The sequence below is a fragment of the Paenibacillus sp. Mc5Re-14 genome, assembly GCF_001049835.1.
In the GTDB taxonomy this organism is placed as follows: Bacteria; Bacillota; Bacilli; order Paenibacillales; family Paenibacillaceae; genus Paenibacillus; species Paenibacillus polymyxa_C.
Genome location: NZ_CVPD01000003.1, coordinates 94,942 through 104,005 on the forward strand (window position 1 = coordinate 94,942; position 9,064 = coordinate 104,005).

The 9,064-nt window shown below is 38.0% G+C and carries 23 protein-coding genes; all 23 read left to right on the forward strand.

Features of this window, described 5'->3' with window-relative positions; all coding sequences use genetic code 11:
• Positions 1-71 precede the first annotated feature (71 nt).
• The 23 genes from BN1546_RS26625 (at position 72) to BN1546_RS26730 (ending at position 9,062) form a co-directional block, all read left to right on the forward strand.
• Positions 72-752 carry a hypothetical protein gene (locus tag BN1546_RS26625; RefSeq protein WP_090739404.1) on the forward strand — a complete coding sequence of 227 codons (681 nt, stop codon included), beginning with the start codon at positions 72-74 and terminating at the stop codon, positions 750-752.
• 35 nt (positions 753-787) lie between these two features.
• A complete protein-coding gene (locus BN1546_RS26630) occupies positions 788-1,093 on the forward strand; it encodes a hypothetical protein (protein WP_090739405.1) in 306 nt (101 codons plus the stop codon).
• A 306-nt stretch (positions 1,094-1,399) separates the two neighbouring features.
• Entirely contained in the window at positions 1,400-1,987 is a 588-nt protein-coding gene (locus BN1546_RS26640) for a hypothetical protein (RefSeq protein ID WP_090739407.1), read from the forward strand.
• A 258-nt stretch (positions 1,988-2,245) separates the two neighbouring features.
• Positions 2,246-2,521, forward strand: a complete 276-nt coding sequence (locus tag BN1546_RS26650; RefSeq protein WP_090739409.1) for a hypothetical protein — start codon at positions 2,246-2,248, stop codon at positions 2,519-2,521.
• 2 nt (positions 2,522-2,523) lie between these two features.
• Positions 2,524-2,880: a hypothetical protein gene (locus BN1546_RS26655; RefSeq protein ID WP_090739410.1), complete on the forward strand. Its 357-nt coding sequence runs from the start codon at positions 2,524-2,526 to the stop codon at positions 2,878-2,880.
• Between the two features lie 3 nt (positions 2,881-2,883).
• Complete coding sequence (locus BN1546_RS26660; protein ID WP_090739411.1) at positions 2,884-3,405, forward strand: ribonuclease H family protein; 522 nt, start codon at positions 2,884-2,886, stop codon at positions 3,403-3,405.
• A complete protein-coding gene (locus BN1546_RS26665; RefSeq protein ID WP_090739412.1) occupies positions 3,402-3,647 on the forward strand; it encodes a hypothetical protein in 246 nt (81 codons plus the stop codon). Before BN1546_RS26660 ends, BN1546_RS26665 begins: the two co-directional genes overlap by 4 nt.
• Positions 3,648-3,657: 10 nt before the next feature.
• Positions 3,658-3,819 (forward strand): hypothetical protein, encoded by a 162-nt coding sequence (locus BN1546_RS27560; protein WP_176702393.1) that lies wholly within the window; start codon positions 3,658-3,660, stop codon positions 3,817-3,819.
• Positions 3,800-4,381 (forward strand): thymidine kinase, encoded by a 582-nt coding sequence (locus tag BN1546_RS26670; RefSeq protein WP_090739413.1) that lies wholly within the window; start codon positions 3,800-3,802, stop codon positions 4,379-4,381. The genes BN1546_RS27560 and BN1546_RS26670 overlap by 20 nt, the downstream gene beginning before the upstream one ends.
• Positions 4,382-4,478: 97 nt before the next feature.
• The gene (locus BN1546_RS26675) at positions 4,479-4,781 is read left to right on the forward strand and encodes a hypothetical protein (protein WP_090739414.1); all 303 of its coding nucleotides are present in this window, start codon (positions 4,479-4,481) and stop codon (positions 4,779-4,781) included.
• 285 nt (positions 4,782-5,066) lie between these two features.
• Positions 5,067-5,276, forward strand: a complete 210-nt coding sequence (locus BN1546_RS26680; RefSeq protein ID WP_090739415.1) for a hypothetical protein — start codon at positions 5,067-5,069, stop codon at positions 5,274-5,276.
• 31 nt (positions 5,277-5,307) lie between these two features.
• Positions 5,308-5,454 carry a hypothetical protein gene (locus BN1546_RS27565; protein WP_176702394.1) on the forward strand — a complete coding sequence of 49 codons (147 nt, stop codon included), beginning with the start codon at positions 5,308-5,310 and terminating at the stop codon, positions 5,452-5,454.
• Between the two features lie 5 nt (positions 5,455-5,459).
• Complete coding sequence (locus tag BN1546_RS26685; protein WP_090739416.1) at positions 5,460-5,642, forward strand: hypothetical protein; 183 nt, start codon at positions 5,460-5,462, stop codon at positions 5,640-5,642.
• A 12-nt stretch (positions 5,643-5,654) separates the two neighbouring features.
• The gene (locus BN1546_RS26690) at positions 5,655-5,915 is read left to right on the forward strand and encodes a hypothetical protein (RefSeq protein ID WP_090739417.1); all 261 of its coding nucleotides are present in this window, start codon (positions 5,655-5,657) and stop codon (positions 5,913-5,915) included.
• Between the two features lie 256 nt (positions 5,916-6,171).
• Positions 6,172-6,348: a hypothetical protein gene (locus BN1546_RS27570; protein WP_176702395.1), complete on the forward strand. Its 177-nt coding sequence runs from the start codon at positions 6,172-6,174 to the stop codon at positions 6,346-6,348.
• Positions 6,349-6,390: 42 nt separating this feature from the next.
• Positions 6,391-6,621, forward strand: coding sequence for a hypothetical protein (locus tag BN1546_RS26695; protein WP_090739418.1), 231 nt, complete (start codon positions 6,391-6,393; stop codon positions 6,619-6,621).
• Positions 6,602-6,991, forward strand: a complete 390-nt coding sequence (locus BN1546_RS26700) for a hypothetical protein (RefSeq protein WP_090739419.1) — start codon at positions 6,602-6,604, stop codon at positions 6,989-6,991. Before BN1546_RS26695 ends, BN1546_RS26700 begins: the two co-directional genes overlap by 20 nt.
• 12 nt (positions 6,992-7,003) lie before the next feature.
• Entirely contained in the window at positions 7,004-7,327 is a 324-nt protein-coding gene (locus tag BN1546_RS26705; RefSeq protein ID WP_090739420.1) for a hypothetical protein, read from the forward strand.
• Between the two features lie 34 nt (positions 7,328-7,361).
• A complete protein-coding gene (locus BN1546_RS26710; RefSeq protein ID WP_090739421.1) occupies positions 7,362-7,610 on the forward strand; it encodes a hypothetical protein in 249 nt (82 codons plus the stop codon).
• Positions 7,594-7,914 (forward strand): hypothetical protein, encoded by a 321-nt coding sequence (locus BN1546_RS26715; RefSeq protein ID WP_255305650.1) that lies wholly within the window; start codon positions 7,594-7,596, stop codon positions 7,912-7,914. Before BN1546_RS26710 ends, BN1546_RS26715 begins: the two co-directional genes overlap by 17 nt.
• Before the next feature lie 81 nt (positions 7,915-7,995).
• Complete coding sequence (locus tag BN1546_RS26720) at positions 7,996-8,403, forward strand: hypothetical protein (protein WP_255305651.1); 408 nt, start codon at positions 7,996-7,998, stop codon at positions 8,401-8,403.
• Positions 8,404-8,414: 11 nt separating this feature from the next.
• The gene (locus BN1546_RS26725) at positions 8,415-8,729 is read left to right on the forward strand and encodes a hypothetical protein (RefSeq protein ID WP_090739424.1); all 315 of its coding nucleotides are present in this window, start codon (positions 8,415-8,417) and stop codon (positions 8,727-8,729) included.
• 12 nt (positions 8,730-8,741) lie between these two features.
• Positions 8,742-9,062: a hypothetical protein gene (locus BN1546_RS26730; RefSeq protein ID WP_090739425.1), complete on the forward strand. Its 321-nt coding sequence runs from the start codon at positions 8,742-8,744 to the stop codon at positions 9,060-9,062.
• Positions 9,063-9,064 lie beyond the last annotated feature (2 nt).

The window sequence follows — 9,064 nt, forward strand, 5'->3', positions numbered from 1 at the left end:
CCGTTGACAAGGAACCGAAGAAAGTACTATAATGAATACATAAGTTAAATGAATGGAAGGGGGCAACTAAGTTGGGCAAAACGAGAGAGCGGCGTTATGCAAAACCGATAGGCGAATATGAGAAACAATTTAATATACATATTCGCGAGATGATAGAAATGATTAAGCACGAACGAGTGAAAACCAATTTGTATGTAAAAGCAGTAAAGTTGTCAGCCCACGCTTTTGCGCGAATGGAAGAACACTTTGATATTTCTAATCTTGCTACAGCAACAAAGCTGGCGAAAGATATGTTGAAACACGCTGTTCGAATTGGCACAGTGTTGTCCTACGATGGTCGTATCAATGTCTTGTATGCTTATCGACAAACAGCATTCTTCCTGTCTCCTGACTTGAAGACAGTAGTAACAGTCAACAAGTTTCAAAAAGTTTCTTACAAACCATTCATGAAGATCGCCAAAGAGGGTGCAGATCGTGACACATTGCTTGAAATGCACTTTAACCTTCTCCGTGAGATCGAACAGAAAGAAGAAGATCAAATTCGTCTGATTCTTTCAATTGAACAGAAGGTAAGAGAAGCGAATGAACAATGTACTACAATGTTGAAACTGATCAAAGGTGGAGGACGCAAGAGAAGCATCAAGCAACTCATATCCGAACAGAACCATCAATTAAAGATGGAAGGTCGTAAACTGTTTGATTTAAAAATTAAGAAACGTCATTTGTGTAAGTCTATTGTTTCCTTACATTAAGGAGCCGAAGAAAGTACTAAGGAAAGGTGATATAAATGAATACAGTAGAAGTAATGACTAAAGAAATTGAAGTGAAACATATTGACATTACCAGAGAAGCGAAATTTATCTTTGGGGAAATTGTTGAACAGGCTTATATAGCAATGCCCAAATGGTCTGATGAACATGATTTCCTACGGAACAACAAGGTTGCCTGTGAAGTTGCGATTGAGCCAGAGGATGGTTATCCTGTGTTGGTTAAGTTCGGCAATGGTAAGGCTGTCAAACTTACTTCCTCGGAATGGGGTGGGGTTTACTCAATTACAGAAGACGATTATCTCAGAGATACATTCGCAGATTAAAGGAGATGTGTAAATGTTTTTGTTTTTCTTGTTTTGGATAGTATCCACAGTAATAGTGTTCTTCCTGCTATTTCTCATTTTTAATCTCGATGAGAAATATGCTTATGGATTAACAAGAAACTTGGTTGAAGATAAATGGGTGTTATTTTTGATCTTATCAATTATACCCTATATTCAGCTTGTTGTAGTCCTCTTTACGCTTGTAATCTTCGTCATCATATGGATTTTAGAGATGATAGATGACTACGACTTAGATGGCGAGGATGTACTAAAAAAAATCTTCTTTATAAAGGATGAAAAGAATTAATGACAACATATCAGCAAGAGCGTGTAGGCGATTATATTCAAGTAAACTCTGGTCGAAGATTTTATGTACTCGATCCAAGAGCAGAAGACATTACGATGATTGATATCGCTCATGCTCTATCAAACTTGTGTCGATTCACTGGACATGGTGATCGCTTTTACTGTGTAGGAGAACATTCAATCCAATGTGCAAGGGTAGCGCGTAAGCTTGGATACTCCACACTGATCCAATTATATTGTCTTCTACATGATGGAAGCGAAGCAGTTGTGAACGACTTGGCACGACCTGTGAAACAGAATATTCCACAGTACAAAGAGGTTGAAGATCGAATCATGGCAGTCGTTTGGGGAGTAGCTGGACTTCCGAGTCCTACAGAGGATGACTATAAAATAGTTAAGACCATAGACAATACGCTGTTGGTTAATGAAATGGAACAGTTGATGAAGCGTAGCGACATTCCTGACGTTGAACATGAAAAGGTATTTGTTGATCTGTCTGTTGGATACAATGCAGGAGAGTCTAAGATGCCTTTCTTGAATATGTATGTTTCACTGATGGAAGAGTTTATCGAAGGGATTGAAGTTTAAGATGTATCAATGCTCACATCCCGATTGCTCTCATGTTGCCGAGTTTATCACTAACATACATTGCGTTGATACTCATGGCAAATCAAAGGCGGCTATACATGCTGAATTTGGCAAACCAGAAAAGCTAGTTGTAAATGGCATTAAGCTCAGTCAGAACACTAAGCGAGAGAAAGAAACAAATCCCTTTGCAAGAAGAGGGAGCGGAAGAAGTGACGTACAAAGACGAATGGATAGATACTACAGTTAGGAGATAAAAGAATGAGTAAACAAATGGCGAAAAAAGAAATACTCAATCTATACTCTTTGATGATAATGATTTCCGTTAGCAAGAATGGTGAATCTGTTATCGAAGCGACTGGATTTACAGAAGAAAACATGGATAAAATGATGCGTGTTCTCGTGAGTTCGTTCGATGAAGATGAAGTAAAGGCAAATAAGTATATTGTCAAAGAAGTAAATAAGCTTTTGAAAAAGCTTGATGATCATGAAGTGTCAGAGAACCAAAGAAAGTACTTTCCAAAAGGAGATAAATAAAAATGAAAACATTTGCTACTGCTGAATTGCTAGACAAGTTGGATATTGGTCAACAGGCTGAGATGTTGGAGCCTGTAACAGATATTGTCATAAAAAGAACTAATGATGGAATTGTCGTAGTGAAGGATGCAATGTCTTCCAAACACATTGGTCTTCCCTTACCGCTTTCACCAACAGTATTGAGAGCAACTTGGAGATTGGAGCGTAAACAGATTAGCTTTGATCGAGCGCTCACCTATCTTCGTGTAGGCAGAAAGGTAAGTTGTGAATATGATAGTCAGCTTATAACCTATGAAAGCCTGGGAGACATTATTTTCATTGCAGAAGCGGTTGATGGTAAATGGTATTTGGAGGAATAACAAATGGCGAAAGAGATTCATCTTTGGGGCGATGGCTCAAGCGTGAATAATGGAAAAGAAAAAGGTCTTGGTGGGTATGGATATACTCTCTTGTTCGGTGAATTTGAGGGTGTAGATATTAAGACAGAATATGGTGACAGAAATAAGATGCTTACAGGTTGGGATGGATTTACAAATACTACTAACCAAAAAGAGGAAATTAAAGCGATTATTTATGGACTAAAGCGTATAAAGCCAAGCGCTTATAACATACCTATTCAAGTTTTTTCTGATTCAGCATATCTTGTGAATTGTATGAATGATCGTTGGTATGATCATTGGAGAACCCATGACTGGAATACAAAAGGAAAGAAGCCTGTAGATAGTCCTGAATTATGGAAAGAATTATTGCAAATTATAGAGGATAATTTCTTGCGAATACACTTCAATAAAGTTAAGGGACATTCAAAAATATTTTATAACGAACAATGCGATAAGCTTGCAAGACAAGGCTTAGACAGAGCTAGAGAAATGGTGAGCCTATGAGAAGATGTTCAATATACGATGTTCTTGATGCTGTTGACGCGAAGACTGGTAGAGCATTCGTTTATACAAGTTTAAAAGGTTTTAAACAATTAAAAGGTGGCGACTCCTTCTATATATGGACTCCTATGTACTGTAAAGAAGGCGATATTGCCTTAGAGGTCTTCGAGAAGGACTTGGCAGAAGACAGCAACGGGTATGTTTACTGTGTTGATGGATTGGATGTAATTGTTTTAGAAGGGTAAGGTGACAGTTATGAGACTTAACGAGCTTGATATTGAAGGGAAACATGTCGCAGAAATAACGTTTGTTGATCTTCACAGCAACAAGACTGTTCTGCATCTTCGCACCTTGAAAGCCATAGATGTTGAGATAAAGAAAAATGAGGTGCGAACATATGGCGAAATTGATATTTAGGTATGGCTCCATGAATGCCAGCAAATCTGCAAACCTTATCATGGACTGGTATGGTCATAAAGCTAATGGTAAAAGTGTTTTAACCTTCAAGTCCACCTTGGATGCTAGAGATTATGGCTACATAACATCCAGAGCAATCGAAACAAAGATTCCAGCGAGTCTTATTGCTCCTGATATGGATGGTGTGATGTTCAATATGACAGAGACATTCATGCCGAGAATGGTTTTCATTGATGAGGTTCAATTCCTGACTGCCAAACAGATCGAGGAACTATCTGCGATTGTTGACAAGCTTGGCGTAACTGTACAGGCATATGGGTTAATGACAGACTTCAAACGCGAACTATTTGAAGGTAGTAAAAGGCTTGTAGAACTAGCTGACGTTGTAGAGCGTATTCGATCTGAATGCACTGAATGTTCTAATGAAGGGCTAATGAATGCTCGATTCATAGACGGTGTGTTGCAATCAGAGGGGCAGACGGTAATGATTGGTGCAGAGCAAACATATAAGGTTCTTTGTCGGAGTTGTTATGCGAAATCAATAGAAAGGCTAACCGTCTAAGGAGAGATAAAGTGTCTCTCCTTTTCTTATTAAAACATTGACAAGGAGCCGAAGAAAGTACTATAATAAATGTATACAAAATGAAAGGAAGAACAACATGGGAATCAGCAATATGGCAAGAGACTTGAAGGGACATGCTGGCGTTCTGATCGAACAGTGGGCAGATGGAAAGTTCTATATTGTGAAGAACCGATATAGCGGATATTCATCCATAAATCAAGAGAAGATATCGCCAATTCACCCAAACGAAGTCATCAAAATGCTAACTAATTACAATGATGTTGTTGTTGTGAATTACAAGTCGATTAAAGGCTACAACCACAGACCTATTTCAGCGGAAATGGCAGAGCCGCTATGGTTGCAGCTTGAAGATTTTGATGAGGACGATTGGGGTCTTTAATTAAATTTAGGTCAGGAGTGAAGTTAATATGTTCTTAGAGATGCTTATTGAGTTTCTTATTGGATTCCTTATGTATGTAGCAATTACAGTTGTTTGGCAGATCACAGAAAAGCTAATCTATGGAAAAACATCACCTAGATTAATAGATGATGTGGTCGCTGTCATTTTGTCAATCTCGTTGTACCATAACTTTTTCTAAAGGAGAATGGTTTTCTTGTTACTTTAAATTTGAGACTAAATGAAACAAATCTTCAATTTAGATAGGAGAAATGAGGTGGGATATTAATGGCAAATACCATTAAATTAACTGGTGTTGTCAAGAGTGATGAAGAGGGTGTTAGTAAGCGTGGCTACAAAATTGTTAAGTTATTTGAGACAAACGAGGAAGCGGTGCTATTTCTCAACGAAAAACAAGCAGAGGTTGATGAAACTAATAAAAGTAGATTTTCATTGAAGAATTTTGCAATGACTATACTTTCAGTCTCAATAAAATAAGGGTTCCATTTAGAAATTAGGAGGGAAGCAGATGACAGAAGAACAGCGGAGCGAATTTGTTAAGGCGCTTGAAAACAGACAAATTTTCAACGACTATCATAAAAGACATTTAGTGCGTTTGTTGTGGGAGGAAAATCAAGAACTTCGCAAAAAGTTAGAACAACATGGGGAGGGGTGAAATAAGTGAGCGCCCACAAAGATGTTTGTGATCTATTCAACGAAGTGCTTGAAGAACTCAAGAAAGAATATGCGGCATATAACTTTGAGCGCGGAATCTGCAACGTAAACAAGGATGGAATTACAGAAAGAGAAAGACTGCATCTGCATAATTATAGAGAGAAGCTTAGTCAAATTTATATTCCATGATGGAGGAATTGGATGCATATACAAGAACGCATTGCTAAGATTATCGAAGCTGTCCGAAAAGAAATAAAAAGTAATGAGACAATGGCTGATTATGAAATGAGAGGTTCTAGCAGATACAAACACCGCGCAGAACTTTTATTCAATCAGATAAAGTTTTTTGAGTATGGTAGAGAGGGTGTTGTTCCTCCTGAATGGAATCACGAATATGGTCATTTGCTAGATGATGAATGGACTGAATACCAACGTCTAAAAGAGAAATTCAATGGTAAGTAGTTAATGACCAGATTCATGAAAAATGATGAAAGTCTTGGTGCAGTTCATCTTTACACCTCTCTGGATGATCGAATACTTCGGGTTCGAAGACAAAAGAGAAATAAGCTTGAACATCAATGTGAATATTGCAAGTCAGTTATTGAAGCAGGGAATGGATCATATTACATTACAGGCATGAGTGCTGGAAGGTTTTACAACTTTCATACTTGTCTGAATTGCTATGAAGAATAGAACAAAAACATTTGGAGGTAATAAGATGAAGCCAAACGATATTGTTTATGTTTTGTATCAGGATATGTGGGGTGGGTACAGAGACTATTACACAGATCATGCAACAGAAGCAGAAGCACGTAAGGCACAACGAAAACATCCGAACAACGTATCTCTCATTATCATGACCAAGGAAGAGTATGACAATTTAGAGGATTTCTAAGGAGCGGAAGAAAGTATTGATATGTAGAGGTGAAAAAATGAAATGTTCGTAAAATTAACTCATGATTATTCAGGCGAGATGATGTATGTCAAAGCGGACACAATCCATACGATCAGGGTTAAGGAAGATGGAAGAACACTGATTGTTGGTGAGCGAGGAATGTATGTAAGAGAAGATGCTGATCTTGTCAGAGACATGGTTGAAGCAATTGTGTCTAATGCAATAAACATTCAAGTTGAAAGGACGATGGAAAGTGTTCAAGAAAAAGGGTAAGGATGCTAGTCAGAATGCAGGAGCTAATGTCGATAATAATAAGTATGAATTTATTGCCAAGGTTCAATATAGCAACGAAACGAGTTTTACAAAAACGATAGAGTTACATTTAAAATATAGATTGTTAAATAGTAACTCTTCTTATAAATCGAAAAGATTTGTGATCGTTTCCGAGTTTACTGATACAGAAGAGCAGTTTGTCAAGAGGGGTAATGAATTTATGGATAACTTTAAGGATAGAGTTATTGAGTATGCCAAGAGAATTATTTTGTCGAACAGGAAAGAAATACAGAGCAAGGAAGACAAAAAATATCTATTAAAAAGAATTGCTTCGATGAATGAATATGAATTTGTGATTGAAGTTGACTAAGGAGAATGAAAAATGAAGCTGAAACTCACAGAAGAACAAAGAAAATCAATCTTGCTTGAAAAAGACATTGAAGGCTTTGACTATGAAAGTGTAGAGCAATCTGATTGGGAAGACCAAGGCAAGTTCCAATCTTGCGAAGTGATCTTTAAGCATGAAGGAAAATATTATGCATTCTACGCATATCGTCATGGAAGCTATTGGTCTAGCTATGAGATTGATTTTTATGACGACGATGTTACAGAGGTTACAAAGGAAGCTTACACTTCATATCGTTGGGTTCAGGTTAAAGCGGAAGAGAATCCTCCTGAATCAGTCTCTTGCTATTCAGAAGAATAACTAAGGTGCTAAAGAAAGTACAAGGAGTGATAATATGGTTAAGGAACAGAATTATTCACAGTGTTATGGTCGATGTGAGCGACTTGCAGAATTGCATCGTGATTATTTAGTACCTCGCGAAGAGTATGACAAGATGATGGAGCAAATGCAGTCGCCAACAACATTGACTACAACAGTCAATATCACAATCAATAATGATGTTAATAGCGATCCTGATGCAATAGCAAAACAAATAGTGAATGCCATTCACGAAAGGGTTAGACGAGGTGGTTCTATTGTCTAAAAGAAAATCAACAAAAGGCACACAGCTAACAGATGATCAGATCGAGTTGATTCGCGTGAAACCAGAAGATACAGCCAAGCGATTGGCTAGTCTTCCTTACACAATCACACCTCGACCTGACGAGAAGCCACCAAAAGGCAAGTTGTGGTGTCCATACGATGCTTCTTGGCAGAAGTTCATAACGAATCATCCTAAAGTTCCGCTGTCATCGTATCCAAGGTGTGAATGCTGTGGCATATCGACTGAGGATTATTACATCAAGACTGAGAACAAACTTTGGGGCGACAAAATCAAAGAAAGATAAAAGTGAGGAATGAACATGAAGGGTTGCACAATCTGTAACGTAAGGAATCGGGCTTTCTACGTTTCCTCTAAAGGTGTGTACATGTGTCCAAAACATAGAACGATGTTTCTTGACGAGAAGTTGGAAGAAGCATTGCAATTCAAGAAGAATAAATTCACTCCTATTGACAAGTGGACTGCCGAAATGTCTGTCTACAACAAAAGGTATGAGGAAAAGTCATACAAGGTACTCGTTGATATCGAAGACATTCCTTTATTACAGGAAGTTCGATGGAGACAGTATGCTGATGGCTTTGTAGTAACCACTGTCAATAGGAATGGTCAATATCTGACTGTGAATATGATTGACTTCCTTATGTATATGACGATGGGGATTGAATCACCTACATATCATGGGAATCAGAAAAAACTTGATTGTCGGAAAGTCAATATCCGCGTCAAGAAAGACAGGAGAACTGACAAGTCCTCAATCAAGAACCTCATATATTAGGAGATGATTGAATGGGCTATTGCACTAGCTATGAGTTGAGTATTGTAGGTGGTCATTACGATTTACTGGAGAGCATTATTGATTCTGATAAAGAGATGTTCTATGGTTTGGAGCCAGACGGAAGTACTTACGATTCTGTTAAGTGGTATGACCATGAACAGGACATGAAATATATCTCAAAGTTATACTCCAACCATATTTTTAAGTTGTGTGGCGAAGGCGAAGATAACAGCGACATTTGGGTCAAATACTTCAAGGATGGAAAGATGCAGGTGTGTCGAGCGAAGATAACCTTCGATGAATATGACGAAAAAAAATTGGTTTAGGGGGCGATTGATATGGGGGTAGACTTTTACACTTGTAATAACTGTAGAGATACATTTCCTGATTGTGGAGACTTCACAGGCTGCGAATGCGGAAAACACTGGTGTTGCGATGAATGTGCTGAATCACAGGGATATAGATGGGAAGAGGATGGCTATCTTCCAAAGGGTGCTAATTATGAACAAACCACGAGCTGTAGTTATTGTAGAAATGAAAATTATCCAGACGAAGATTTGCTGGAGTTTGCATTGCATAAACTGCGACTTACGAGAGATGAACTTATCGTAGAGTATACGAGGTTCGCTGACTATCCACATCAAGAAGAAGGTGCTTAATA

Bases quoted from the DNA above. Each gene is read 5' to 3' on its own strand.
- BN1546_RS26705 (WP_090739420.1), top strand. From the start codon at position 7,004: ATGAAGCTGAAACTCACAGAAGAACAAAGAAAATCAATCTTGCTTGAA.
- BN1546_RS26665 (WP_090739412.1), top strand. From the start codon at position 3,402: ATGAGAAGATGTTCAATATACGATGTTCTTGATGCTGTTGACGCGAAG.
- BN1546_RS26650 (WP_090739409.1), top strand. From the start codon at position 2,246: ATGAGTAAACAAATGGCGAAAAAAGAAATACTCAATCTATACTCTTTG.
- BN1546_RS26695 (WP_090739418.1), top strand. From the start codon at position 6,391: ATGTTCGTAAAATTAACTCATGATTATTCAGGCGAGATGATGTATGTC.
- BN1546_RS26710 (WP_090739421.1), top strand. From the start codon at position 7,362: ATGGTTAAGGAACAGAATTATTCACAGTGTTATGGTCGATGTGAGCGA.
- BN1546_RS26730 (WP_090739425.1), top strand. From the start codon at position 8,742: ATGGGGGTAGACTTTTACACTTGTAATAACTGTAGAGATACATTTCCT.
- BN1546_RS26690 (WP_090739417.1), top strand. From the start codon at position 5,655: ATGCATATACAAGAACGCATTGCTAAGATTATCGAAGCTGTCCGAAAA.
- BN1546_RS26660 (WP_090739411.1), top strand. From the start codon at position 2,884: ATGGCGAAAGAGATTCATCTTTGGGGCGATGGCTCAAGCGTGAATAAT.
- BN1546_RS26675 (WP_090739414.1), top strand. From the start codon at position 4,479: ATGGGAATCAGCAATATGGCAAGAGACTTGAAGGGACATGCTGGCGTT.
- BN1546_RS27570 (WP_176702395.1), top strand. From the start codon at position 6,172: ATGAAGCCAAACGATATTGTTTATGTTTTGTATCAGGATATGTGGGGT.
- BN1546_RS26725 (WP_090739424.1), top strand. From the start codon at position 8,415: ATGGGCTATTGCACTAGCTATGAGTTGAGTATTGTAGGTGGTCATTAC.
- BN1546_RS26680 (WP_090739415.1), top strand. From the start codon at position 5,067: ATGGCAAATACCATTAAATTAACTGGTGTTGTCAAGAGTGATGAAGAG.
- BN1546_RS26655 (WP_090739410.1), top strand. From the start codon at position 2,524: ATGAAAACATTTGCTACTGCTGAATTGCTAGACAAGTTGGATATTGGT.
- BN1546_RS26640 (WP_090739407.1), top strand. From the start codon at position 1,400: ATGACAACATATCAGCAAGAGCGTGTAGGCGATTATATTCAAGTAAAC.
- BN1546_RS26630 (WP_090739405.1), top strand. From the start codon at position 788: ATGAATACAGTAGAAGTAATGACTAAAGAAATTGAAGTGAAACATATT.
- BN1546_RS27560 (WP_176702393.1), top strand. From the start codon at position 3,658: ATGAGACTTAACGAGCTTGATATTGAAGGGAAACATGTCGCAGAAATA.
- BN1546_RS26670 (WP_090739413.1), top strand. From the start codon at position 3,800: ATGGCGAAATTGATATTTAGGTATGGCTCCATGAATGCCAGCAAATCT.
- BN1546_RS26720 (WP_255305651.1), top strand. From the start codon at position 7,996: ATGTGTCCAAAACATAGAACGATGTTTCTTGACGAGAAGTTGGAAGAA.
- BN1546_RS27565 (WP_176702394.1), top strand. From the start codon at position 5,308: ATGACAGAAGAACAGCGGAGCGAATTTGTTAAGGCGCTTGAAAACAGA.